Source organism: Microbispora cellulosiformans, assembly GCF_008728085.1.
Lineage (GTDB): Bacteria > Actinomycetota > Actinomycetes > Streptosporangiales > Streptosporangiaceae > Microbispora > Microbispora amethystogenes.
Genome location: NZ_VYTZ01000010.1, coordinates 43,620 through 68,130 on the forward strand (window position 1 = coordinate 43,620; position 24,511 = coordinate 68,130).

Annotated in this window: 19 protein-coding genes; 13 read left to right on the top strand and 6 right to left on the bottom strand. The window is 72.8% G+C overall.

Annotated elements, in window-relative coordinates:
- Positions 1-89 precede the first annotated feature (89 nt).
- The 7 genes from F5972_RS26010 to F5972_RS26040 all read left to right on the top strand — a co-directional run bounded on the left by F5972_RS26010 (position 90) and on the right by F5972_RS26040 (position 10,517).
- Positions 90-1,034, top strand: coding sequence for a bifunctional riboflavin kinase/FAD synthetase (locus F5972_RS26010; RefSeq protein ID WP_150937123.1), 945 nt, complete (start codon positions 90-92; stop codon positions 1,032-1,034).
- Between the two features lie 161 nt (positions 1,035-1,195).
- The gene (rpsO, locus tag F5972_RS26015) at positions 1,196-1,465 is read left to right on the top strand and encodes a 30S ribosomal protein S15 (protein ID WP_150936800.1); all 270 of its coding nucleotides are present in this window, start codon (positions 1,196-1,198) and stop codon (positions 1,463-1,465) included.
- A gap of 281 nt (positions 1,466-1,746) precedes the next feature.
- Complete coding sequence (locus F5972_RS26020) at positions 1,747-4,077, top strand: polyribonucleotide nucleotidyltransferase (RefSeq protein ID WP_150936802.1); 2,331 nt, start codon at positions 1,747-1,749, stop codon at positions 4,075-4,077.
- Positions 4,074-5,384, top strand: coding sequence for a M16 family metallopeptidase (locus tag F5972_RS26025; protein ID WP_150936804.1), 1,311 nt, complete (start codon positions 4,074-4,076; stop codon positions 5,382-5,384). The genes F5972_RS26020 and F5972_RS26025 overlap by 4 nt, the downstream gene beginning before the upstream one ends.
- Positions 5,385-5,581: 197 nt before the next feature.
- Positions 5,582-6,319 carry a 4-hydroxy-tetrahydrodipicolinate reductase gene (gene dapB / locus F5972_RS26030; protein ID WP_150936806.1) on the top strand — a complete coding sequence of 246 codons (738 nt, stop codon included), beginning with the start codon at positions 5,582-5,584 and terminating at the stop codon, positions 6,317-6,319.
- Between the two features lie 32 nt (positions 6,320-6,351).
- Entirely contained in the window at positions 6,352-9,231 is a 2,880-nt protein-coding gene (locus F5972_RS26035; RefSeq protein ID WP_150936808.1) for a BTAD domain-containing putative transcriptional regulator, read from the top strand.
- Positions 9,232-9,266: 35 nt separating this feature from the next.
- Positions 9,267-10,517, top strand: a complete 1,251-nt coding sequence (locus F5972_RS26040; RefSeq protein ID WP_150936810.1) for an FAD-dependent monooxygenase — start codon at positions 9,267-9,269, stop codon at positions 10,515-10,517.
- Positions 10,518-10,551: 34 nt separating this feature from the next.
- On the opposite strand, the gene F5972_RS26045 is transcribed toward F5972_RS26040, so the two are convergent.
- The 4 genes from F5972_RS26045 to F5972_RS26060 form a co-directional block, all read right to left on the bottom strand.
- Positions 10,552-11,424 carry a 1,4-dihydroxy-2-naphthoate polyprenyltransferase gene (locus tag F5972_RS26045; protein WP_150936812.1) on the bottom strand — a complete coding sequence of 291 codons (873 nt, stop codon included), beginning with the start codon at positions 11,422-11,424 and terminating at the stop codon, positions 10,552-10,554.
- Positions 11,425-11,585: 161 nt separating this feature from the next.
- Positions 11,586-12,188: a GNAT family N-acetyltransferase gene (locus tag F5972_RS26050; protein ID WP_150936814.1), complete on the bottom strand. Its 603-nt coding sequence runs from the start codon at positions 12,186-12,188 to the stop codon at positions 11,586-11,588.
- Between the two features lie 38 nt (positions 12,189-12,226).
- On the bottom strand, positions 12,227-12,772 hold the full coding sequence (locus F5972_RS26055; RefSeq protein WP_150936816.1) for a CGNR zinc finger domain-containing protein: 546 nt from the start codon (positions 12,770-12,772) through the stop codon (positions 12,227-12,229).
- 214 nt (positions 12,773-12,986) lie between these two features.
- Positions 12,987-14,393 carry an aminotransferase-like domain-containing protein gene (locus tag F5972_RS26060; RefSeq protein ID WP_150936818.1) on the bottom strand — a complete coding sequence of 469 codons (1,407 nt, stop codon included), beginning with the start codon at positions 14,391-14,393 and terminating at the stop codon, positions 12,987-12,989.
- On the opposite strand from F5972_RS26060, the gene F5972_RS26065 reads away from it, so the two are divergent.
- A complete protein-coding gene (locus tag F5972_RS26065) occupies positions 14,392-15,354 on the top strand; it encodes a DMT family transporter (protein ID WP_150936820.1) in 963 nt (320 codons plus the stop codon). The two genes, F5972_RS26060 and F5972_RS26065, sit on opposite strands and share 2 nt — an antisense overlap.
- 90 nt (positions 15,355-15,444) lie before the next feature.
- Here F5972_RS26065 and F5972_RS26070 read toward each other — a convergent pair whose 3' ends face one another.
- Positions 15,445-16,410 (bottom strand): quinone oxidoreductase family protein, encoded by a 966-nt coding sequence (locus F5972_RS26070; protein ID WP_150936822.1) that lies wholly within the window; start codon positions 16,408-16,410, stop codon positions 15,445-15,447.
- An 83-nt stretch (positions 16,411-16,493) separates the two neighbouring features.
- On the opposite strand from F5972_RS26070, the gene F5972_RS26075 reads away from it, so the two are divergent.
- The 5 genes from F5972_RS26075 (at position 16,494) to F5972_RS26095 (ending at position 23,503) form a co-directional block, all read left to right on the top strand.
- A complete protein-coding gene (locus F5972_RS26075) occupies positions 16,494-17,081 on the top strand; it encodes a TetR/AcrR family transcriptional regulator (protein WP_150936824.1) in 588 nt (195 codons plus the stop codon).
- 52 nt (positions 17,082-17,133) lie between these two features.
- Complete coding sequence (locus F5972_RS26080) at positions 17,134-17,619, top strand: MarR family winged helix-turn-helix transcriptional regulator (RefSeq protein ID WP_150936825.1); 486 nt, start codon at positions 17,134-17,136, stop codon at positions 17,617-17,619.
- A 76-nt stretch (positions 17,620-17,695) separates the two neighbouring features.
- Positions 17,696-19,126: an MFS transporter gene (locus tag F5972_RS26085; protein ID WP_225311873.1), complete on the top strand. Its 1,431-nt coding sequence runs from the start codon at positions 17,696-17,698 to the stop codon at positions 19,124-19,126.
- 108 nt (positions 19,127-19,234) lie between these two features.
- The gene (locus tag F5972_RS26090) at positions 19,235-19,627 is read left to right on the top strand and encodes a ClpX C4-type zinc finger protein (protein WP_150936826.1); all 393 of its coding nucleotides are present in this window, start codon (positions 19,235-19,237) and stop codon (positions 19,625-19,627) included.
- Between the two features lie 267 nt (positions 19,628-19,894).
- Positions 19,895-23,503 (top strand): serine/threonine-protein kinase, encoded by a 3,609-nt coding sequence (locus F5972_RS26095; RefSeq protein ID WP_150936828.1) that lies wholly within the window; start codon positions 19,895-19,897, stop codon positions 23,501-23,503.
- A 24-nt stretch (positions 23,504-23,527) separates the two neighbouring features.
- Here F5972_RS26095 and F5972_RS26100 read toward each other — a convergent pair whose 3' ends face one another.
- A complete protein-coding gene (locus F5972_RS26100; protein ID WP_150936830.1) occupies positions 23,528-24,481 on the bottom strand; it encodes a PDR/VanB family oxidoreductase in 954 nt (317 codons plus the stop codon).
- Positions 24,482-24,511: the final 30 nt, after the last annotated feature.

Genomic DNA, 24,511 nt, shown 5'->3' on the forward strand with positions numbered 1-24,511 from the left:
AGGCTGTCTACTGCGCGCGAGGGCGTCCGGGAGGGCGATCCGGGCCGCCTCGCCGGAGGCGGGGCACATGGATGCGAAGCGAGGTCGAGGTGCAGAGCTGGCACGGGCTGGACGAGGTCCCGCAGGACTGGGGCAGGTCCGTCGTCACCATCGGCGTGTTCGACGGTGTCCATCTCGGTCACCAGCGCATGGTGACGCGGACGGTCGGCATGGCCGGCGACCTCGGGCTGCCGGCCGTGGCCGTGACCTTCGACCCGCATCCCGAGGAGGTCGTCCGGCCCGGCCACCAGCCGCCCCGGCTCACCACCACACCCCGACGGGTCGACCTGCTGTTCTCGCTCGGCGTCGACGCGGTGTGCGTGCTGCCGTTCACGCTGGAGTTCTCCCGCATGACGCCGGACGAGTTCGTGCAGACCGCGCTGGTCGACCGCCTGCACGCGGCCGGTGTCGTGGTGGGGGAGAACTTCCGCTTCGGTCACCGGGCGGCGGGCGACCTGGAGACGCTGCGCACGCTGGGGGAGAAGTACGACTTCACGGCCGAGGGCGTGCCGCTCGTCAGCGACGGCGAGGCCATCTCCTCCACCCGGATCCGCGAGCGGCTCTCCACCGGTGACGTCGCGGGCGCGGCGGCCCTGCTCGGCCGCCCCCACCGGGTGGAGGGCGTGGTGGTCCGCGGGCACCAGCGCGGCCGCGCGCTCGGCTTCCCGACGGCCAACGTCGAGTCGCCGCAGAACACCGCCGTCCCGGCCGAGGGCGTCTACGCCGGGTGGCTGGAGTGCTTCCAGTCCCCCTCGCCGTACGAGGGGGAGCGCTGGCCCGCCGCGATCTCGATCGGCACCAACCCCACCTTCGACGGAGTGGAGCGCACGGTCGAGGCGTACGCGCTGGACCGCGACGACCTCGACCTGTACGGCGCGCACGTGGCGGTGGACTTCGGCGAGCGGCTGCGCGACACGCTCAGGTTCGACTCGATCGAGGCGCTGATCGAGCAGATGCACGAGGACACGGCGAGGGCACGCGCGTTCACGTCGTGACGCACCGCGACGGAGCGCCGCCGGCACCTGGTAGGGTTGTATGTCAGCCATGTTCGGGTGGAGCTTTCCACCCCGGCTGTCTGTCACGGCGACTGTAGGCACGCACGGTCGTTCGCGGGCTCGAAGTGTCGCGCGTGCCATTTCATCAGAACGGAGAAGCAGTGTCGCTCGACGCCGCTACCACCAAGACCATCATCACCGAGTACGGCACGACCGAGGGTGACACCGGGTCCCCGGAGGTCCAGATCGCGCTTCTCAGCAGGCGGATCAGTGACCTGACCGAGCACCTGAAGACCCACAAGCACGACCACCACAGCCGTCGTGGTCTGCTCCTGCTGGTCGGCCGGCGCCGCCGGCTGCTGAAGTACCTGCAGGCCAAGGACATCACCCGCTACCGCTCCCTGATTGAGCGGCTGGGCCTTCGCCGATAAGGTGAGAAAGGAGCGGCGATTCCTCGCCGCTCCTTTTCCATAAACAGGCCACAATGGCCTGGCAAGACAACTGAAGAGCCGAGACACAGTGCCCCGCGTCCGCAAGCAAGCCGCAGCGCGATCCCGCGGCGTGAGAGGGCCGGTCCTCGGTAGTGGCCCCCGGTCGGCACGGCGAAAGCCGTGCGGACGGACCGGGCGCTTCGATCGAAGACCGGCACTGCACCTGAACGGGGAGCCCGGCAACCGAGACGCGGGAGACCGATCCGAGAAGGAGGTCCCCCGTGGAGGGTGTCCACAGCACGGAGGCCGTTATCGACAACGGCCCGTTTGGCACGCGTACGATCAGGTTCGAGACCGGCAGGCTGGCCAGGCAGGCAGCAGGCAGCGCGGTCGCGTACCTGGACGACGAGACCATGATCCTGTCCGCGACCACCGCGTCCAAGCATCCCAAGGAGAACCTGGACTTCTTCCCGCTCACCGTCGACGTCGAGGAGCGGATGTACGCGGCGGGCCGCATCCCCGGCTCGTTCTTCCGCCGGGAGGGCAGGCCGTCGGAGGACGCGATCCTCACCTGCCGCCTCATCGACCGGCCGCTGCGCCCGTCGTTCGTGAAGGGCCTGCGCAACGAGATCCAGATCGTCGCGACGATCATGGCCCTGCACCCCGACCACCTGTACGACGTGATCGCGATCAACGCCGCGAGCATGTCGACGCAGCTCGCCGGGCTGCCGTTCTCCGGCCCGATCGGCGGCGTGCGGGTCGCGCTCATCGACGGCCAGTGGGTGGCGTTCCCCACCCACGTCGAGCTTGAGCGCGCCACGTTCGACATGGTCGTCGCCGGCCGCACGATCGCCGACGGCGACGTGGCGATCATGATGGTCGAGGCCGAGTCGACCCGCGACACGCTGAAGCTGGTCGCCGAGGGCGCGGTCGCCCCGACCGAGGAGGTCGTGGCCCAGGGCCTGGAGGCCGCCAAGCCGTTCATCAAGGTGCTCTGCGACGCGCAGTCCAAGCTGGCCGAGGTGGCCGGCAAGGAGACCGCCGAGTATCCGATCTTCCTCGACTACCAGGACGACGCCCTGGAGGCCGTCACCGCCGCCGTGCGGAGCGAGCTGGCCTCGGCGCTGACGATCGCCGGCAAGCAGGAGCGCGAGCTGGAGATCGACCGGGTCAAGCAGCTCGCGGCCGAGAAGCTGCTGCCCGACTTCGAGGGCCGCGAGAAGGAGATCGGCGCCGCCTTCCGGTCGCTGACCAAGAAGCTGATGCGCGAGCGGGTCATCAGCGAGGGCGTCCGCATCGACGGCCGCGGGCCCAAGGACATCCGGCAGCTCAACGCCGAGGTCCACGTCGTGCCCCGGGTGCACGGCTCGGCCCTGTTCGAGCGTGGCGAGACCCAGATCCTCGGCATCACCACGCTGAACATGCTGCGCATGGAGCAGATGATCGACACGCTCAATCCCGAGCGGACCAAGCGCTACATGCACAACTACAACTTCCCGCCGTACTCCACGGGTGAGACGGGCCGCGTCGGCTCGCCGAAGCGCCGCGAGATCGGCCACGGCGCGCTGGCCGAGCGGGCGCTGATCCCCGTGCTGCCCACGCGTGAGGAGTTCCCGTACGCGATCCGGCAGGTGTCGGAGGCGGTCGGGTCGAACGGCTCGACCTCCATGGGGTCGGTCTGCGCCTCCACGATGGCGCTGCTCGACGCGGGCGTCCCGCTCAAGGAGATGGTCGCGGGCATCGCGATGGGCCTCATCGGCGAGGGCGAGAACTTCGTCACGCTGACCGACATCCTCGGCGCCGAGGACGCGATGGGCGACATGGACTTCAAGGTCGCCGGCACCAAGGACCTGATCACCGCGCTCCAGCTCGACACGAAGCTGGACGGAATCCCGGCCCACGTGCTCGCCGCCGCGCTGAAGCAGGCGAGGGGCGCCCGGCTGGCGATCCTCGACGTGATGCAGGAGGCCATCGACGCCCCGGCGGAGATGAACCCGACCGCGCCGCGGATCATCACCATCAAGGTCCCGGTCGACAAGATCGGCGAGGTCATCGGCCCCAAGGGCAAGATGATCAACCAGATCCAGGACGACACGGGCGCCGAGATCACCATCGAGGACGACGGCACGATCTACATCGGCGCCACCGACGGCCCGTCCGCCGAGGCCGCCCGCACGCTGATCAACGGCATCGCGAACCCGCACATGCCGGAGGTCGGCGAGCGCTACCTGGGCACGGTCGTCAAGATCGCCGCGTTCGGCGCGTTCGTCTCGCTGCTCCCGGGCAAGGACGGCCTGCTGCACGTCTCGCAGATCCGCAAGCTGCACGGCGGCCGGCGGATCGAGAACGTCGAGGACGTCATGAACGTCGGCGAGAAGATCCAGGTCGAGATCGCCGAGATCGACTCGCGCGGCAAGCTCTCGCTGGTCCCGGTCGAGGTGGTCGAGAAGGAGGCCGCCGAGAAGGACGCCGGTGCTGAGACCGGCGCCGCGGAGACCGGTGCCCCGCCCGCCGAGGCCGCCGCCGCGCCGGAGGGGGAGGACGAGCAGCCGCGGACTCCGCGCCGCAGCCGCAGCCGTACCCGTGGCGGACGGGACGAGCGCAACTCGTGACCACCGAGACGCTGTTTCCGGGCAAGGAGGGTGCGGGGGTCGTCCGCCGCACCGTCCTGCCCGGCGGCCTTCGGGTCGTGACGGAGACGATGCCGACCGTGCGCAGCGTCGCGGTCGGCATGTGGGTGGGCATCGGCTCGCGCGACGAGGCCCCCGAGCACATGGGGGCCACCCACTTCCTGGAGCACCTGCTCTTCAAGGGCACGCCGACGCGGGACGCCATGGAGATCTCGGCGTCCATCGAGGGCATCGGCGGTGAGATCAACGCGTTCACCGCCAAGGAGTACACCTGCTACTACGCCCGGGTGCTCGACGAGGACCTGCCGCTGGCGATCGACGTGCTCGCCGACGTGGTGACCTCCTCGCTGGTCACCGAGGAGGACGTGGAGTCGGAGCGCGGCGTGATCCTGGAGGAGATCGCCATGCACGACGATGATCCCTCCGACGTGGTGCACGAGCAGTTCTCCACCGAGTTGTACGGCGACACGCCGATCGGCCGTCCGATCCTCGGCAACGACGACTCGATCAACGCGCTCACCCGCGACCGCATCCGCGAGTACTACCAGCGGTTCTACGTCCCGCCCCGCACCGTGGTGTCGGTGGCGGGCAACGTCGACCACGAGCGGGTGGTCGCGCTGGTCGCGGCGGCGTACGAGCGGGCGGGCGCGCTGGGCGGCTCCGCCGCGCCGGCGCAGCCGCGCATCGGCGGGCCCGGCGTGGACGTCCGGAGCGGAGTGCGGGTGCTCGACCGGCCCACCGAGCAGGCCAACCTGGTCCTCGGCATGACCGCCGTCTCCCGCAACGACGACCGGCGCTTCGCGCTCGGCGTCCTGAACGCGGCGCTCGGCGGCGGCATGTCGTCGCGCCTGTTCCAGGAGATCCGGGAGAAGCGCGGCCTGGCCTACAGCGCCTACAGCTACACCTCGCAGTACGCCGACACCGGCCAGTTCGGGATCTACGTGGGCTGCCTGCCCTCGAAGATCGACGACGTGCTGAAGATCTGCCGCGACGAGCTGGGCAGGGTGCTGGCCGAGGGCATCACGCCCGAGGAGATCGCCCGCGGCAAGGGCCAGATGCGCGGCGGGCTGGTGCTCGGACTCGAGGACACCGGCTCGCGCATGTCCAGGATCGGCAAGAGCGAGCTCGTCTACGAGCGGCTCATGACGGTGGACGAGATACTCGGGCACATCGAGGCGGTCACCCCCGAGGAGATCGCCGCGGTCGCCCAGGACGTCCTCAACCGGCCCCTGACGCTCGCCGTGATCGGGCCGTACGCCGACAAGGACTTCGGCTTCGCCATCGCCTGAGCCCGTCGTGAGCTTGTCGTAAGCCTGTCGTGAGCCCGCGCCGCGGGCTGTGGAGGCCGCGTGTGGTGCATTCGCACCGCACGCGGCCTTTTCTCGTCTGCCGTCCGTACTGACCCCGGGCCGCGCTTCCCCGCCCGTGTCTCCTGTCCGTGCCTCCCCTCCGCCGTCGCGGCGGCCGGGCGCTATAGCCTTGGCGCGTGATTAAGGTCGGTGTTCTGGGCGCCCGAGGGCGCGTGGGTGTGGAAGTGTGCAAGGCCGTGACCGCGGCCGACGACCTGGAGCTCGTGGCGGAGGTCGACAAGGACGACAAGCTCGACGCGCTGAGCGGCGCGGAGGTGGTGGTGGACTTCACCCACCCCGGCGTCGTGATGGACAACCTCGAATGGTGCATCTCCCACGGCATCCACACGGTCGTCGGCACGACCGGGTTCGACGACGAACGGCTGGAGACCGTGCGCGGCTGGCTGGCCGCCAATCCGGGGACGAACTCGCTCATCGCCCCGAACTTCGGCATCGCCGCCGTGCTGATGATGCACTTCGCCGCGCAGGCGGCCAGGCACTTCGAGTCGGTCGAGATCGTCGAACTGCACCACCCGCACAAGGCCGACGCGCCCTCCGGCACCGCCCGCCGTACGGCCGAACTGGTGGCGCGGGCGCGGCGCGAGGCGGGTCTCGCCCCCTCGCCCGACGCGACCTCCACCGCGCTGGAGGGCGCCCGGGGGGCGACCGTGGACGACGTCCACGTGCACGCGGTGCGGCTCGCGGGGCTCATCGCGCACCAGGAGATCATCTTCGGTGGCGAGGGGGAGACCCTCACGATCCGCCACGACTCGATGAGCCGCGCCTCGTTCACGCCCGGCGTCCTGCTGGGCGTACGGCGGGTGGGGGGCCTCGACGGCCTCACCGTGGGCCTGGAGCACCTCCTCGACCTGTAGTGGTCGCCGCCCGCCGGAGGATAATCTCCGGCATGCGGTTCGGAATCCTCGGCGAGACCCGGGCGTGGCGCGACGACGGGAGCGAGGTTCCGCTGGGCGGACCGGCGCGGCGCGCGCTGCTGGCGCTGCTGCTGATCCGCCCTGGCCGGGTCGTGCCGTCCGACCGGCTGACCGGGGAGATCGATCCCGGCGGCGTGCTGTCGGCCCACGCGCTGCAGTCGCAGGTGTCCCGGCTGCGCGCCGCGCTGGGGCCGGAGGCCGTGATCGAGCGGAGCGGTGCGGGATACCGGATCCTGGTCGCGGACGACGACGTGGACGCCTGCCGGTTCGAGCGGCTGGCCGGGCAGGGCCGGACGGCGTTGCGCGACGGCGAGGCGGAACGAGCGGTGACGCTGCTGCGCGAGGCGCAGGACCTGTGGCGCGGACCCGCGCTGGCCGGGCTCACCGAGAGCGAGACGGCCCAGGCCGCCGCGACGCGGCTGGAGGAGCTGCGGCTGGCCGCGCTGGAGGACCGGATCGAGGGCGACCTGCGGCTCGGCGAGCATCGCGCCGTGATCGCGGAGCTGCGCGAGCTGGTCGGCCGCCACCCGCTCAGGGAACGGCCGGCCGGACTGTTGATGCGCGCCCTGTCCGCCGAGGGCGGACAGGGCGAGGCGCTGCTCGTGTTCGAGGAGGTGAGGCGGCGCCTGGCCGACGAGCTGGGCGCCGATCCCTCGGCCGAGCTGGTCGCCCTGCACCGGGAGCTGCTGAGCGCCGATCCGTCGCCGTGGCCCGCCGCACCGCCCGCCCAGCTGACCTCCTTCGTCGGCCGCGACGAGGAGGTGGCCGAGGTCGCCGGCCTGCTCCGGGTGGCCCGGCTGGTGACCTTGCTCGGGCCCGGCGGCGTGGGCAAGACCCGGCTGTCGGTCGAGGTGGCCGGGGCGGCGGCCGACGAGGTGTGCTTCGTGGAGCTGGCCGCGCTGGGCGACGGGGACGGGCCGGCGCGGGCGGTGCTCGGCGCGCTCGGCCTGCGTGAGAGCGGGCTGCAGATGGGGGACGGCCCGCGGACGCCGGTCGACCGCCTGATCGCGGCGCTGTCCCACCGGGTGCTCCTGCTCGTGCTGGACAACTGCGAGCACGTGGTCGAGGAGGCGGCCGCACTGGCGGCGCGGCTGCTGGCGGCCTGCCCGCGGCTGCGGGTCCTGGCCACCAGCCGCGAACCTCTCGGAGTCATCGGCGAGCACCTCTACCCGGTGCGTCCGCTCGACGGCGACGCGGCGGTGCGGCTGTTCACCGACCGGGCCCGCGCCGTGCGACGGGGATTCGCCGCCGACCCCCGGCGCGTACGGCGGATCTGCGCGGCCCTGGACGACCTGCCGCTGGCCGTCGAACTCGCGGCAGCGCGGCTACGCTCGCTGGACCTTGGCGAACTCGAGGGGAGGCTGAACGACCGGCTCGCGATCACGTCCCGCGGCAGCCGCCCGGCCGACGGCCGGCACCGGACGCTGCGTTCGGTGGTCGCGTGGAGCTGGGACATGCTGACCGAGCCCGAGCGGCGAGCCGCACGGCGGTTCACCGTCTTCGCGGGAGGCGCGACGGCGGAGTCGGCGCGGCAGGTGTGCCGCACGGATGCCGAGACGCTGGAGTCGCTGGCCGACAAGTCGCTCCTGGAGATCTCCCGCGGCCGATACCGGATGCTGGAGACGATCCGCGCCTACGGCGCCGAGCGGCTCGACGAGGCGGGCGACCGCGAAACGGCGCTGCGCGCCCACGCGCGGCATGTCCTGGAGCTCGTGCGGACGGCCGATCCGCACCTGCGGCGGGCGGGGCAACTGGAATGGCTGCCGCTCCTCGTCGCCGAGCACGAGAACCTGCTGGCGGCGGTGCGGTGGGCGGTCGAGGCCAGGGAGATCACGACGGCCCTGGAACTGCTCGCGGTCGCCTCGGCCTACCTGTGGATCCGGGGCGCGTCCGCCGCGGTCGCACCGTACGCGATCGGGCTGCTCGGCGCGCTCGGTGACACGCCCCCGGACGGCCTCGGCGAGGAGTACGCGACGTGCGTGCTGCTGGCCGCGTCCGACCACGCGACATGGCGGCGCCACCGCGCGACGGCGGACAGAGCCCTGGCCGCCGCGTGGTCGGGCGACCGGCCGGGCCGTTACCCGGCAGTCCTGTTGCCGTGGATGATGCGGAACGTCGGCGAAAGCGAGCCACAGGCCGCGTTCACCCTCCTGTCGGCCCAGCACGACAGCCCCGAGCCGTGGGTGCGGGCGGTCGCCCGGATCGTGTCGGGCTTCGGCGCCCTGGGCGAGAGGGACGTCGCACCGGCAGAGCGGGACTTCGGCGCGGCCGCCGAGGAGTTCCGCGTTCTCGGGGACAGATGGGGCGCCGCACTGGCTCTGGACATGCTCGCCGGGCTGGCGGGCGGACGCGGCGACCACGCGCGGGCGATCGCGCTGACTGACGACGCCCTCACCCTGACCGGCCTGCTCGGCGCCCGGGAGGACTCCGCCGACCTGCTGGTCAACCGGGGCGACTATCTGGCCGCCGCCGGCGACGCGGAGGGGGCGCGCGCGGACTACGCGAGAGCCGCCGATCTGGCCCGCGGCGCCGGCAGCGGCACCTGTCTGGGGGCGGCCCTGCGAGGGCTCGGTGACATCGCCCTGGGGGAGGGCGGCCTGGACGAGGCGGAACGGCTGTACGGCGAGGCCCTGGAGCGGATCGACCCGCACTGGATCAGAAGCCTCGGCAACCGGGTGCGCGCGCTCGCCGGTCTGGGCCGCGTCGCGGAAGCGCGCGGCGACCACTCGACGGCCCGGACGCGCTACCGGGAGGCCGCCGGAGCCGTGGCGGCCGGCGGAATCTCGGCTCCGGACGCGCTGCGCCGGCTGGGACTTCCCGAGGCCCTCGCAGAGGCGGTGAGCCGGGGGTGAGCCTCCGGTGAGCCCCTGTCGGCAGGCTCTCCTCCATGGACAACGCCCTGAACAACGCCTCGGAGAACGTCGTGAACGATGCCGTGGCCAACCGCAACGTGCTGATCTCCGGTGCCTCCGTCGCCGGCCCCGCCCTCGCCTACTGGCTCCACCGCCACGGCTTCACCCCCACCGTCGTGGAGCGCGCCCCCGCGCTGCGCGACGGCGGATACGCCGTCGACTTCCGGGGCGAGGCGCATCTGTCGATCCTGCGCCGGATGGGCATCCTGGACGACATCGAGCGCGCCCGCACCGGCATGGGCTCCATGTCGTACGTCAACAGCGCCGGCAGGCCGCTGGCCGAGCTGCCCGCCGACCTGTTCGCCGGGGACGTCGAGATCCTCCGAGGCGATCTGGCCCGCATCCTCTACGACGCCACCAAGGAGCACACCGAGTATGTCTTCGGCGACTCCGTCACCTCGCTCGCCGAGGACGCCGACGGGGTGACCGTGACCTTCGAACGCGGCGAGCCGCGCCGGTTCGACCTGGTCGTCGGCGCCGACGGCCTGCACTCCACCACCCGCCGCCTGGCCTTCGGGCCCGAGGAGGACTACGTCAGGCACCTGGGCGTCTACTGCGCGATCTTCACCACCGCCAACCACCTCGGCCTCGACCACCACGGCCACGCCTACCGTACGGCCAACAGGCTGGTGGCGATGTACAGCGCGCGTCACAACACCGAGGCGAAGGCAGTCTTCTACTTCGGCTCACCGATCCTGGACCTGGACCGGCGCGACGTGGCCCGGCAGCAGGCCGTCCTCGTGGAGCAGTTCACCGGCAACGGCTGGCAGAGCGATCGGCTGCTGAGGGACATGCGCTTCGCGCCGGACTTCTACTTCGACTCGGTCGGCCAGGTCCGCATGGACGCGTGGACCCGGGGCCGGGTGGCCCTGGTCGGCGACGCCGCCTACTGCCCGTCCTCCCTGTCGGGCATGGGGTCCGGCCTGGCCCTGGTCGGCGCGTACGTCCTGGCGGGGGAGCTGGCCGACGCGCACGGCGACCACCGCGTCGCGTTCGCCCGCTACGAGAGGGAGGTGCGCGCGTACGCGGAGCGCTGCCAGAAGATGGGCGACGGCGTCGCCAAGCTGATGGTCCCCGGCAACCGCTTCCTGGCCTCGTTCCTCAACCGCTACTACAGGATCATGCCCTACCTGCCCGGAAGGAACCTGCCCGCGAAGATCGCGCGGAAGACCGCGCAGAACATCACCCTCCGCGACTACGCCGCGAACGGCGCCCGCTCCCAGTAGGGCGGCAGTGCAGGGCCGAGCAGGGCGGGGCCGGTCAGAACAGGGCCAGGCCGAGGGCGAACAGGGCGCCGAAGACGAGTTGCAGGCGCCCGGTCTGCTGCAGGGTCGCGATGAGGGCGGGGCCGGTCGCGCCCGAGCGCACCGTCCTGACGGGGGTCACCACGAGGGGGAGCGCGAGCACGGTCAGCGCGGCGAAGGGCCGCGCCGGCACCAGGGCGAGCGCGCACACGAACGGCAGCACCAGGGTCGCCGCGTAGGCCAGACGGGTCCGGGTGTCGCCCAGCACCACCGCCAGCGTGCGCTTGCCGGACGGCCCGTCGGTCACGATGTCGCGCAGGTTGTTGACCACGAGGAGCGCGCAGGCGAGCAGCCCCACGGGCACCGCCGCGGCCAGCGACAGCCAGGTCAGGCGTTCCACCTGCACGTACGTCGTGCCGGCCACGGCCACGAGGCCGAAGAACACGAAGACCGAGAGCTCACCGAGCGCGCGGTAGCCGTACGGGCGGGACCCTCCGGTGTAGAACCAGGCGGCCAGGATGGACGCGAGGCCGACCAGCAGCAGCCACCAGGCGCGGGTGACGACCACCAGCACCAGCCCCGCGACCGCGGCGGCGAGGAAACAGGCCAGGGCGGCGGCGAGCACCCGCTTCGGCGCCGCGACGCCCGAGCCGACCAGCCGCAACGGGCCGACCCGGTCCTTGTCGGTGCCCTTGACGCCGTCGCTGTAGTCGTTCGCGTAGTTGACGCCGACCTGAAGCGCCAGCGCGACGAACAGGGCGAGCAGGGCCCGCCACCAGACCGCGCCGTCCTCCGCGACCGCCACGCCGGTGCCGACGGCGACCGGGACGACGGCGGCGGGCAGCGTGCGGGGGCGTGCGCCCGCTAACCATTGAGCTGGGGTGGCCACGTGACTCCCTTTTCCTACCTTTGCGTAGCCGGTGAAGGCGTCACCAGTCTGGCCAATCCCCTGCGGAGTGCCGACAGCGGGGTTGGCGGACGGGACGGGCGGCGGGGCGGAAGGCGGGCTGGAGGTGGCCGGGCTGCTGGTGGCCGGGCGGACGCGAGCGGTCAGCTGATGTCGGTGGTCAGGCGGATCATCCGGATCGGGCGGCCCATGTCGAGCACGCGCTCGGCCTCGTCCTCGCCCCAGCCGGCCGACTCCAGGAAGCCGAGCATCTGGTGGTTGTCGGCGAACACCCAGGTCACGACCGTGCTGTAGCCGTCCTCACGGAGGTGGTCCACGGTGGCGTTGAGAAGTCTGCTGCCGTGCCCGCGCCTGATGTGGTTGGGGTCGACGAGCAGGGTCATCAACTCGGCCGTCGTGGCCGGATGGAGGTCGGGATCCTCGGCGGGCCCGTGCGACGCCAGCCCCACGACCCGGTCGGAGGCACGCTGCGCCGCGGTCGCCAGAATCCCGCCGGGCCCGAGCGCGGTGAACGCGTCGGTGTCGGGCACCACCCGCTCGACGGCGACGAGCAGACGGTGACGCGGCGTGGGCGGCGAGAGGATCGCCTCCTCCCACTGGCGGCGCCACATCTTCTCCGCCGCCGGACCCGTCATGTGCTCCAGCGGGACCGGTGGCAGGAAGTCGCGGTATACCGCCTTCCACGCCCGGATCTGGGTGCTGGTCACCGCGTCGACGTCCTCGAGGCGGGCAGCTCTCACACCCATTCGGCGGGCTCCTTTCTTAGCCTGTAACACCGTACTGGTCAGGAGGGCCTCGCCGTGCCGTCCACCTGGCGTCGTGCCCGATATGCCCGGGTTTTTGTGCGGTTTCCGCAGACGCGCATGGAGCACCAGGAGCGAGACCGGTTCTTCGAGGAGTCGATGAACGCCCACTGGCACGTGCTCTCGGCGCAGACCTTGAGCCGTGGCCAGGTGCCGTCGGCGTGGGCCGCCGGGATCTGCGCGGCGAGCCGCGCCAGGCCGCCCGCGACGCCGGACGCCGTCGGCTCCAGTGCGGGTGTGCCCCCCGAGAGCGTCACGCGCACCGGAAGGCCGGCCAGCGCCGCCTCCAGGCCCTCCGGCCCGTCGTACGGGCCTCCGTCGTGGTTGTGGCGCAGCGCCGCGCGCAGCCCTTCGCGCAGGTGGGCGGCGATCGCGAGGTCCTCGTCGGAGGCCCGGTCGCCATCGCCGGTCAGCCCGCGTTCGCGCAGCCAGACAGACAGGTCGGCCGGCGATGCCAGCTCGTCGGCGTCTCCCTCGACGTCGTAGGTGTTAACGAAGTCGCGGAGCAGCTCCGCCGGGCCCGTCATGATCGATCACCCCTCGTGACCACTGTACGACAGTCGGAGGTCGCGAAATACCAACACCTCCATAAGCGTTACACTGGTGTCTGGCATTCCGGTGGAGGAGGAACCCATGCGTATCAGCTACCTGGCCTACCTGGCGCTGCGGAACAAGGAGCGCCGCGAGCGCCTGTCGCGTGACGCCCGCGCGCCCCGGCAGGACCGCCGGGCCCGGTGACGGTCAGCGTGGCGCTCGGTTGGGGAGGACGGCGGCGAGGCGGCGCACGCCCTCGTCGAGCTCGGCGAGGCTGACGGGGGCGGTGTGGGTCAGCCGCAGCCGCGGGCCGGGAGGCTCGGCGGGGTAGTAGATCCGTCCGGGGCTCACCAGCACGCCGTTCGCCTGAGCCGCCTCGGCCGTCTCGGCCTCGTCCGTGCCGGGCGGGAGCCGTACCCACAGGTGCAGGCCGCCGGGGGGCACCAGGTGCGCCTCGGCGGCGGGCGCGTGCCGGGCGAGCCCGGCGAGCAGTGCGGCCTGCCGTACGCCGATCTCCTGGTGGACCGCGCCGAGGTGGCGGCGCCAGGCGGGGGAGGTGAGGAACTCCAGCGCCGTCTCCTGCAGCGGCCGGGCGACGAAGAACGACTCCACCACCTGCGAGGCCCGCAGCCGGTGCGCGGCGGGCCCCCGCGCGACCAGCGCCGCCACCCGCAGGCTCGGTGAGGTGATCTTGCTCAGCGACAGGACGTGGACCACCGTCCCGTGCGCGTCCATGGCCGCCATGGGCGGCGGGACGGGACCGGTCGCCAGATAACGCGCGTAGTCGTCCTCGACGACGAAGGCGCCCGCGGCCCGTGCCACGGCCAGGACCTGCTCCCTGCGCTCGTGGCCGAGGGTCGCGCCGGTGGGGTTGTGCAGCGTCGGCTGGCAGTAGAACACCCGCGCCCCGGTCATGGCGAAGGCCTCCGCCAGCAGGTCGGGCCGTACGCCCTCGCCGTCGAGCGGCACGGCCGTGGCCCGCAGCCCGGCCGCCCGCGCCGCCGCGAGCGCGCCCGGATAGGTCGGGGTCTCGACCAGGACCGGCGAGCCCGGCGCCGCGAGCGCCCGGAACGCGTGTGTGAGCGCCGACTGGCCGCCGCTGACGACGAGCACGTCGTTCGGGGTGACCGTGCCGCCGACCTCCGCCGCGAACCATCGGCGCAGCTCAGGCAGGCCGTTCACGGGCGGCATCCCCCACGCCTCCGGGCGGCGTACGGCTCTCGCCGCGGCGGCGGCCAAGGCCTGCGCCGGGCGCAGCCCGGGGTTCAGGTAGCCGCCGGTGAGAGGCACGACGCCCTCGGCGGGCTGGGCCAGCAGGCCGGCCACCGCCGAGTCGTCGACGACCCGGTCGCCGAGGGCCACGGTCTGCCAGGACGAGTCGGGCGCGTCCGCGACGGGCCGCCGGACCGGGGCGACGAACACGCCCGCGCCGGGCCGGGTGACCACCCGTCCCTCCGCCGCGAGCTGGGCGATGGCCCGGGAGACGGTCACCGGGCCGACGCCGTGGCGGCGCATGATCTCCCTGCTCGGCGGCAGCCGCTCACCCGGCCGCGACCGTTCCGTCTCCGTACGGAGGATCGCGGCGAGACGGACGATACTGCTATCGTCATTCATGAAATCTAACGATAGCGCTATCGATGTCCGGCCGATAGCGGGCGGTGGTCCACGGCGGGGAGAGCGGCAGGGAGAACAGCGAGAACGGCGGGGAGAGTGGCGGGGCAGCCTGCTCGCCGGGGTGGGTGTCCTGTCGTTCTCGGGATCCCTGCCGGCGACCGTGTTCGCGATGCGCGGGTTCGATCCGTACCTCGTCGCGATCGGGCGGGCCGTGGTCGCGGCGGTCGTCGCGGTGATCTGCCTCAGGGCCGCCGGTGCGCCCCTCCTGCCGCCCCGCGCGCACCTGCGGCCGTACGTGCTGATCGTGCTGGGCGTCGTGCTGGGCTTCCCGCTGTTCAGCGGCCTGGCGCTGAACAGCGGGGCGAGCACGGCCCACTCGGCGGTGGTCGTCGGCCTGCTCCCGGCGGCCACGGCCGCGTTCGCGGTGCTGCGGGCGGGGGAACGCCCGAGGCCGTTGTTCTGGGCCGCCTGCGCGGCCGGCGCGCTGTCGATCACCGTGTTCACGCTGACGCGGGGGACCGGCCGCCTCGCCGGGGCCGACGTGCTGCTCGTGCTCGCCCTGCTGTCGGCCGCAGTCGGCTACACCGAGGGCGGCAGGCTGGCGCGGGAGACGCCCGGCTGGCGGGTCATCTCGTACGCCCTGGTGCTCGCGGCCCCGGTCACGGTCCCGGTGACGGTGGTCCTGGCGGTGACCACACCCATGGCGCCCTCGGCCGAGTCGCTGTCCGGGTTCGCGTACGTCGCGCTGGTGTCGATGTTCCTGGGGTTCATCCCCTGGTACGCCGGGCTCGCCATGGGCGGGATCGCCCGCGCCGGGCAGATCCAGCTCGCGCAGCCGCTGCTCAACCTCGTGTGGGCCTGGCTGCTGCTGCACGAGGAGATCGGTGCCGCGACTGTCACGGCGGCCCTCGCCGTGCTCGTGTGCGTCGCCGCCACCCAGGCCGGCCGCCGCACCTCGTGAGCCGGGCTCACGGCGCTGTGTTCACGGCGCTGTGTTCACGGCGCTGTGTTGACGGTGCTGTGTTCACGGCGCTGTGTTGACGGTGCTTGTTCACGGCACGAGGACGACCTTGCCGACGGCGGTGCGCGCCTCGATGCGCCGGTGGGCCTCGGCGGCGTCGGCCAGGGGCAGCACCGAGTCGACCTGGGGGCGCAGCTCACCTCGGGCCGCCAGGTCCAGCACCTCAGCGCGGGCGGCCAGCACCCGGGACATCCATGACTCCGGTCCGCCGCAGCCGACGAGGGTCAGGCCGCGCTGCAGCAGGTCCATCGGCGTGACGGCCGGCGGGCCGCCGAGGAGGCCGTACAGCAGCATGCGCCCGGTGCCCGGGGTCATCGCGTCGAGAACCCGCCCGGCGGACGCGCCGCCGAGCGACTCGAAGACGACGTCGATCGGGCCGCCCGCCTCCCGCAGCCGTTCGGTCCAGCCGGGGTCGGTGTGGTCGAAGACGTCGTCGGCGCCGAGCTCCCGGGCGAGCTCGCGTTTGGCCGGGTTGCCCGCGGTGGCGAGGACGCGGGCGGCGCCCATGGGCCGGGCGAGCTGCGTGAGGTAGCCGCCGACGCCGCCGCCCGCCACCTCGGCCAGCACGGTCTCCGTTCCGGTGAGGCCGGCCGTACGCAGGAGGGTCATCGCCAGGGCGCCCTGGACGGCGACCGCCACCGCGTCTGTTGCGTTCAGGGAGTCAGGCACGGGAACGAGGGCGTCGGCGGCGGCCGTGACGTACTCCGCGTACGTGCCTTCGCCGGTCGCATTCATGATCGCGAACCTGCGGCCGATGAGGCCGCTGTCCACCCCTTCGCCGACCTCGGTCACGACGCCCGCCGCCTCGAAGCCGAAGACCGAGGGGAGCGGCCGGGGCATGGGGAAGAGCCCCGAACGCATCGCGGTCTCGTAGTAGGCCACGCCCACGGCCTCCGTACGGACGAGCACCTGGCCCGGGCCCGGCACCGGAGTGGGCACCTCCTCCAGCGTGAGGACCTCGGGGTCCCCGGTCCTGTGCATCACGATCGCGCGCATGAACGCTCCTAACTGGACCGTCGGTCAAGTTCTGTCGCCGCTACTGTACGGACCACAGGTCCAGTTGTCACCAGGGAGCCGAGATGGGCGAGCAGCGTGCGGAACGCGCCGACGCGGCGCGGAACCGGCGTGCGATCCTCGGCGCCGCGGAGGAACTGCTGCGCTGCCATGCTCCGGACGAGGTGTCGATCGAGCGGATCGCCGCCGCGGCGGGCGTCGGCAAGGGCACCGTCTTCCACCGCTTCGGCAGCAGGGTCGGCCTCATGCGCGCGTTGATGGAGGAGCGGGTGCACGCCCTCGGCGAGGCCGTCGCCGGCGGTCCTCCCCCTCTCGGCCCCGGTGCGCCGCCCCGCGATCGTCTGGCCGCCTTCCTCGACGCGGTGGTCGGGGTCGCCGCCCGCAACGGGAGACTGATCACGGCGCACGACCACGCGCTGGCGACCCGGCGGCACGCCGAGGGGCGCCTCACGGACAACCCCGTCTACCTGTCCTGGCACGCGCACGTGACGTCGCTGATCGCCGAGGCCCGGCCCGATCTCGACGCCGATCTCGTCGCCCACGTCCTCGTCGGCTCGATGCACAACGAGGGGGTCGCGCGACTGCTTCTGGCCGGGGAGTCCGAGCGGGTCGCCGCCGGGATGCGCGCGATGGCGGAGTCCCTCCTGCGGTGACGCCGGTCCGAGAGAGATAATCCCGAACCGGACGAATTGGTAACCTGAGGTCATGACCGCCATGGCGCCCTCGCGGACTGAACCCGATCTGTCCTTCCTGCTCGACCACACCGGTCACGTGCTGAGGACCCGGATGGCGGCGGCGCTGGCGGAGATCGGGCTGACCGCGCGGATGCACTGCGTGCTCGTCCACGCGCTGCAGGAGGAGCGTACGCAGATCCAGCTGGCCGAGATCGGCGACATGGACAAGACCACGATGGTGGTCACCATCGACGCCCTGGAGAAGGCCGGTCTGGCCGAGCGCCGCCCGTCGACGGCCGACCGGCGGGCCCGCATCGTCGCGGTCACGGACAAGGGCGCGCAGGTGGCGAAGCGGAGCCAGGAGATCGTCGACGGGGTTCACCGGGCCGCGCTCGAATCGTTGCCGAAGGAGGAGGCGGAGGTGCTCGTCCGGGCGTTGAGCCTCCTGGCCACGGGGCATCTGGGCACTCCGGCGGAGGCGCCCCAGGCCGTACGCCGGGCACGCCAGCGAGGATGATCGGTCATCGATAGATAGTCTGCAACAAAACTATCTGCTACGGTCCTTTCTGTTCCCCATGAACAGGAGGCGACCGATGTCGCGCATATCCCCTTCGCGCCGGTTGGCACTCGGCGTGCTGTCCACGGCGATGTTGATGACGATCCTCGACGGCAGCATCGTCACCGTGGCCCTGCCCGCGATCCAGCGCGATCTCGGTTTCGCGCCCGCCGACCTGAGCTGGACGGTCAACGCCTACCTCATCGCGTACGGAGGGCTGCTCCTGCTGGCCGGACGCCTCGGCGACCTCCTCGGCCGCAGGGCCGTGTTCCTGGCCGGCAACGTGGTCTTCACCGTCGCGTCCCTGCTCGCGGGGGTGGCGGGCGATCCGGCGATGCTGATCGGCGCCCGGTTCCTGCAGGGCGTCGGCAGCGCCATGGCCACCGCGGTCGTGCTCGGGATCCTGGTGACGACCTTCACGGACCCGGGGGAGCGGGCCAAGGCCTTCGGGGTGTTCGGCTTCACCGGCGCCGTCGGAGCGTCGCTGGGCGCGGTGCTCGGCGGCGTCCTGACCGACGCCCTCGGCTGGCACTACATCTTCCTGATCAACATCCCGATCGGTGTGGTCACCGTCGTGCTGGCCGTCCGGGCGCTGCCGGCGGAGCGGGGGCCCGGCCTGTCGGGCGGGGCCGACGCCCTCGGTGCCCTGCTGGTCACGGCCGGGCTCATGCTGGGCATCTACGCCGTGGTCCAGATCGAGAGGTACGGCGCGGGTGTCCTGTGGTTCGGCGCGGCGTCCCTCGTGTCGCTGGCCGCCTTCCTCGTCCGTCAGGCGACCGCCCGCACTCCGCTCATGCCGCTGCGGGTCCTCCGCTCGCGCGCCGTCGCCGGGGCCAACCTGGTGCAGGTCCTGGCGCTGGGCGCGATGTTCGCCTTCCAGGTCGTGGTCGCGCTCTTCATGCAGCACGTGCTGCGGTACGGCGCGCTCGGCACCGGTCTGGCCATGCTTCCGGCGGCGGTGTCCATCGCGGTGGTGTCCCTGTTCGTCTATCCCCGGCTGACCATGCGCTTCGGCGCGCGTGGCGTCCTGCTGGCCGGTCTCGCGCTGCTGATCGGCGCGATGGGCTGGCTCGCCCGCGTCCCCGTCGACGCCCGATACGCGACCGACCTGCTCCCGGTGATGGTGCTCATCATGGGCGGCGGCCTCGTGCTCCCGGCGCTGACCACGCTCGGCATGTCCGGTGCGCGCGGCGACGACGCGGGTCTGGTCTCCGGACTGTTCAACACGACTCAGCAGATCGGGATGGCCACCGGCGTCGCGGTGCTGTCCACGCTGGCCGCGTCGCGTACGGAGGGCCTGCTGGCCGGCGGGGCGAGCGGGGTGGTGGCCCTGGCCGGAGGTTACCGGCTGGCCTTCACCGTGTCCTTCGTCCTGCTGGTCGCCGCTTTCGCGGTCGGGCTCCTCGTCCTGCGGCGGTCACCGGCAGACATCGAGTACGAGGCGGAGCTCCAGCCCGAGCGGGCGTAACCGCCGTTCGCCCGGCTGATCCAGGATATCTTGTCAGGTAGTTCCTGACGTCGTAGTCTTCTGATCACTCGTCAGGAAACGCCTGACAACGAATGCCGGGAGGGCGACATGCCGGCACCTTCTCTGTCGGAACAGGACATCCGCTGCTCGTTCTGCTCGAAGTCGAAGACCGAGGTGAACAAGATGGTCGCCGGTCCCGGCGTCCACATCTGCAACGAGTGCGTGGGGCTCTGCGCCGAGATCCTGGCCGCCCAGGCCGCCAAGGCTGCCGACTCCGCTGAGTCCGCCGAGGCCCCGGAGATCCCGTACGCCGAGAGCATGACCGACGAGCAGATCCTGGAGTTCCTGCCGCGCATCGCGGCCGTGGGCGCGCAAGTGGAGGAGAACCTGCGGGTCTGGGTGCAGCGCCTGCGTGACCGGAGCGTCACCTGGGCCAGGATCGGCGCCGCCCTCGGCATGACCCGCCAGTCCGCCTGGGAGCGGTTCTCCGGGGAGGAGTGACGCACCGTCGCCTGATGCGAGAACTCCCGGCGGCACGTCGCCTCCACAACCACGACCGCTAACGCCACCCCACCCGCTACACCTGCCGGAAGACCGGCGAGGATCGCTGGGCTTTCACCTACCACGACCCCCGCGGCGCTCGGCGACGCCTATGAGGGCGGACCCCGCCAACGCTGACATGCGGACGCCCGGGGTCGCGTGCGGTTCCCGGCGCGTGAACCTCAGGACCGTCGGCGGCATCAAAGAACCGAGAGGCGGGGAGTGCGTATGGCGTTGGCGGCGCCGCTGCTGCCGGAGGACCCGGAGCGGCTGGGCGGATACTGGCTGGCGGGCCGGCTCGGGGCGGGCGGCCAGGGGGTGGTGTACGAGGCGTACGACTCCGGGGGCCGTCGTGTCGCGGTGAAGGTACTGCACGGCGAGGCGGCCCGCGACCAGGAGTTACGCGGCCGGTTCGGGCGGGAGGCGACGGCGGCCCGGAGGGTGGCGTCCTTCTGCACGGCCCGGGTGCTGGACGCGCAGTTGGAGGGCGACCAGCCGTACATCGTGAGCGAGTACGTGGAGGGGCCGAGCCTGCGCCGGGCCGTGCGTCAGGAGGGCCGCCGGTTCACCGGGGACGACCTGCACCGGCTGGCCACCGGAGTGGCCACCGCCCTGGCCGCGATCCACGACGCGGGTGTGATCCACCGTGATCTGAAACCCGACAACGTGCTCCTCGGGCCGGACGGGCCACGAGTGATCGACTTCGGGGTGGCCCGGACGCTGGAGATGTCGCTGACGGCGAGCGGCCTGGTGGCCGGAACGCCTACCTACATGGCGCCGGAGGTGTTCACCGGGCGGCGGGCCGGCACTCCCGCCGACGTGTTCGCCTGGGGCGGCGTCGTCGTGTTCGCCGCCACCGGCATCGACCCGTTCGAGGCGGAGAGCCTCGGCGGCGTCATGCACCGCGTCCTGTCCGTCGACCCCGATCTCAGCATGCTCCCCGAGTCGCTGCGTCCACTGGTGGCCGCCGGGCTGCGCAAGGACCCGGAGGAGCGCCCGGCGGCCCGCGACCTGCTGAACGCCCTGGTCAGCGGGTTCCGCGGCTTCCAGGGGGATCTGCTGGCCCTGGGCAGCGCCGAGGCGGGGCTGCTGGGCCGGGACGGTGATCGCGAGCCCGGCCTGGGCATGCTCGCCGAGGAGGTGTACGCCGGGCTCGGCCCGGCCGCGCAGGCCGTCGTCCCGGACATGCTGCTGCGAATGATCGCGGTGGACGAGAACGGAGATGAGACCACTCGCCGGGTGAGCCGTGCGGAACTGCTGGAGGGCCGTCCGGCGGAGGAGAGGGCCGCCGTCGAACAGGTGCTCGCGGCCCTGGCCCAGGCCGGGCTGCTGGCCGGGGCGGACGGCTCGGTCACGCTGGCCGGCCCGGCCCTGGTCAGGGCCTGGCCCCGCCTGCGCGCCTGGGCCGACGAGGAACGCGACGGCCTGCGCGGTCACATGGAACTCGCCGCGGCGGCCCGTCGCTGGCGCGGTGACGGCGGGAAGGACGCCGACCTGCTCCAGGGCGCCCGGCTCGACGCGGCCCTCGCGTGGGCGGCGGGCGGGCGGCGCCACCTCGCCCTGAACGCCCTGGAACGCGAGTATCTCGCCGCCGGTTCGGCCCTGGTCAGGAGGGGCGCCAACCGCCGCAGGCTGCTCACGCTGGTCCTGGCCGTCCTGCTCGTGCTGTCGCTCGCGGGCGGCGGGCTGTCGGCGTACCAGGGCCGCAGGATCGCCGAGCAGCGCGACCAGGCGACCGGACGGCAGGTCGCCTCCCAGGCGGGGACGCTGCGCACGACCGATCCGGCCACCGCGATGCTGCTGACGGTCGCCGGCTGGCGCCTCGCTCCCGGCGCCGACACCCGCTCGGCCCTCACGACGTCCCTTTACCAGCCCGAGACCGCCGTCTTCCACGACCCTCAGGCGACCGGCACCACGCTCCGCGCGCTGAGCGGCGACGGCCGCGTCCTGGCGAGCGTCAGCGCCGACGGCGTCCGCCTCTACGACGTACGCACCGGCCGGAGGACCGGCGGCTGGGCCGACACCGGCATAGGCACCGGTCAGGTGTTGCAGAGTGTCGCGCTGAGTCCGACCGGCCGTTATCTCGCGGCGGCGCTCGGCGCGAAGGTGGTCGTGTGGGACGCCCGTACCGGGAAGCGGAGGCGGGAGTACGACCCGCAGGCCGGCGACTCCGCCGACCCCGAGGACCGCCGGTCGCTTTTGGACCTGCTCCTGGAGTTCGGCGACGACGACGCGACCCTCGTCGTGCACGAGGGCCAGGGCCTGTTCCTCTGGAACATCGACAGTGGCCGCGTCCTTCCCCACTGGGAACTCGGTCACGCGGCCGTCGCGGCCTCGGGGCGGCTCGCGGCGTACGCCGTGGAGGGAGGCGAGCCCGGCGTCCACCTCCGGCGACTGCCGGCCGGGACCGAGGACGCCCGGTTCCGCGCCGCCTGCCCCGGCGCTCCGATCTCCCTCGCCTTCAGCCCGGACGGTCGTACGCTGGCCTGCCGGGGCGCCAGGTCGGTCACCCTCGTCGACACCGGGACGGCGCGGCGCCTGCCCGGGCAGTTGGCGGCCGCCGGACCGGTGAACCTGGACCTCGCGAGCATGCCCATGCTGCGGTACGGCCCGGGCGGGCTGCTGGCCTCGTTCGCCGACAACCGGATCCAGGTGTGGCGGGTCGCCGACCGCCATCTGCTGCTGGACTACCGGCTCGACGGAGTGGCCTTGGACGTCCGGTTCGACTCCGGCGGGCGTTCGCTCAGGTACCTGGTCGACCAGTCGGTCGTCACCGTGGACCTCGGGCAGCGCCTGGCGGGCGGCGGGCTCCCCGGAAAGCCGTACGCGGCGACGCTCAGCCCGGACGGGCGCCTGCTGGCCGTCCGGATGAGTGAGACCGATGCGGTGCGGCTGTGGGACGTCCGCGGGCGCCGTTTTGCCGGGGAACCCCTCCGGGGGTCGGAGCCCGGCCCCGACGCCGCGGGCTCCGATCCGCCCCAGTTCAGCCGCGACGCCCGTCACCTGCTCACCGGCGACGGCGCGGGGGCGTACACGGTGTGGGACGTCGCCACCCGTACGGCGTCGCGCACCATCAGGGCGCCGAAGGACCGGCGACTGGAATCGGCGGCGCTGAGCCCGGACGGCCGCACGCTCGTGGCCGAGATGACCCCCCTGCTGATCCGGTCGGCGAGTCAGGAGGACGAGCGCTGGATGCGCTTGTGGGACGTTGGGACCGGCGCGGTGCGCACGACCGTGCGCCTCGCCCAGCCCGCGGGGCCGTACGTCTTCTCCCCGGACGGGCACTACATGGCGCCCGCGGGCTCCGGGCCCGGCCGTTTCGTCGACGCCGCCTCGGCGAGACCGTTCGGCGGGAACTACGACCCGTCCTCACAGGGTGGCTCCGATCTCGGCGATCTCGCGTTCGCGCCTGACGGGCGGCTGATGGCGCTGGGCGACGGCATGGGCAGGATCATGCTGTGGAGCACTCGTGGCCCGGCGCCGCGGCCGCCGGTGCTGCACGGTGCACTGGAGCCGGTGGGCGCGATGGCCTTCGCGCCGGATGGGCAGGTGCTCGCCACCGGCGGCGGGGAGGGCACCGTGCAGCTCTGGGATGTCGCCGCCGGGCGCCGTCTCGGCCCCGCGATCGATCTGTACGGGAGCGAGATCCTCAGCCTCGCCTTCAGCCCCGACGGCACCACCCTGTACGCCGCCGACGGGTCCGGGGGCGTGCACGACTATCCGGTGGATCCGGAGCGGATCGCCGCCGCCGTGTGCGCCCGGGTGGGGCGCACCCTGCCGGAGCGGGACTGGCCGACGTACCTTCCCGACGTGCCCTACCGCGACGTCTGCCGCTAGACGGCCTCACAATCGGACGGCGGCTCAGAGTTCGAGGACGAGACGGGGCGAGCGGGCGCGCGACACGCAGATGAACATGACGTCGCCGGCCGCGCGCTCCTCCTCGGTGAGGAGGCTGTCGCGGTGGTCGGGCACGCCGTCCAGCACCACCGTCTCGCAGGTGCCGCAGGTCCCCTCCCGGCAGGAGGACAGCACGGGGACGCCCGCCTCCTCGACCACCTCGAGGATCGAGCGGTCCTCCGGCACGGTCAGCGTCGTCCCGGTCAGGGCCAGTTCGACCTCGAACGCGGAGGCCTCGCCGCCGTCCGTGGCCGCGGGGGTGAACCGCTCGACGCGCAACGCGCCCTTCGGCCAGGACGCGCAGCGCTCCTCCGCCGCCCTCAGCAGTGGTTCCGGGCCGCAGCAGTAGACGAGGGCACCGGAGAGGGGAACACCGAGCAGCCCGTCCAGGTCGAGCAGGCCCGTCTCGTCCTGAGGGCACAGCTCGACCCGGTCCGGATGGTCCCGTACGAGCCGGTCGGCGAAGGCCATCGAGGCCCGGGTACGTCCGCCGTACACCAGCCGCCAGTCCGTACGGCGGCGCGCGGCCTCGGCGATCATCGGAAGGAGCGGGGTGATGCCGATCCCGCCGGCCACGAACAGGTAGCGGGGTGACTCGGCGAGGCCGAAGTGGTTGCGCGGGCCGCGCACCCGCACCGTGTCGCCCTCGGCGAGCCGGTCGTGCACATGGGCGGAGCCGCCGCGCCCGATCGGCTCCCGCAGCACCGCCACCTCGAAGGCCCGGTCGTCGCCGGGGTCGCCGCACAGTGAGTACTGCCTGACCAGGCCCGGCGCGAGCAGCAGATCGACGTGCGCGCCCGGCGTCCAGGAGGGCAGCGGGCCGCCGTCGGGCCGGACGAGGCGCAGGAGCACGACCCCCTCGGCGACGGGCGTTCTGTCCGCCACCTTCAGGTCGAGCTCCGGTTCCGTCAGGGGCATGGCGCGCGGGTCCTCCGGCTGAGTGGGTGA

Bases quoted from the DNA above. Each gene is read 5' to 3' on its own strand.
- F5972_RS26035 (WP_150936808.1), top strand. From the start codon at position 6,352: ATGCGGTTCGGAATCCTCGGCGAGACCCGGGCGTGGCGCGACGACGGG.
- F5972_RS26040 (WP_150936810.1), top strand. From the start codon at position 9,267: ATGGACAACGCCCTGAACAACGCCTCGGAGAACGTCGTGAACGATGCC.
- F5972_RS26050 (WP_150936814.1), bottom strand. From the start codon at position 12,188: ATGGGTGTGAGAGCTGCCCGCCTCGAGGACGTCGACGCGGTGACCAGC.
- F5972_RS26055 (WP_150936816.1), bottom strand. From the start codon at position 12,772: ATGACGGGCCCGGCGGAGCTGCTCCGCGACTTCGTTAACACCTACGAC.
- F5972_RS26065 (WP_150936820.1), top strand. From the start codon at position 14,392: ATGAAATCTAACGATAGCGCTATCGATGTCCGGCCGATAGCGGGCGGT.
- F5972_RS26060 (WP_150936818.1), bottom strand. From the start codon at position 14,393: ATGAATGACGATAGCAGTATCGTCCGTCTCGCCGCGATCCTCCGTACG.
- F5972_RS26070 (WP_150936822.1), bottom strand. From the start codon at position 16,410: ATGCGCGCGATCGTGATGCACAGGACCGGGGACCCCGAGGTCCTCACG.
- F5972_RS26075 (WP_150936824.1), top strand. From the start codon at position 16,494: ATGGGCGAGCAGCGTGCGGAACGCGCCGACGCGGCGCGGAACCGGCGT.
- F5972_RS26080 (WP_150936825.1), top strand. From the start codon at position 17,134: ATGACCGCCATGGCGCCCTCGCGGACTGAACCCGATCTGTCCTTCCTG.
- F5972_RS26085 (WP_225311873.1), top strand. From the start codon at position 17,696: ATGTCGCGCATATCCCCTTCGCGCCGGTTGGCACTCGGCGTGCTGTCC.
- F5972_RS26090 (WP_150936826.1), top strand. From the start codon at position 19,235: ATGCCGGCACCTTCTCTGTCGGAACAGGACATCCGCTGCTCGTTCTGC.
- F5972_RS26095 (WP_150936828.1), top strand. From the start codon at position 19,895: ATGGCGTTGGCGGCGCCGCTGCTGCCGGAGGACCCGGAGCGGCTGGGC.
- F5972_RS26100 (WP_150936830.1), bottom strand. From the start codon at position 24,481: ATGCCCCTGACGGAACCGGAGCTCGACCTGAAGGTGGCGGACAGAACG.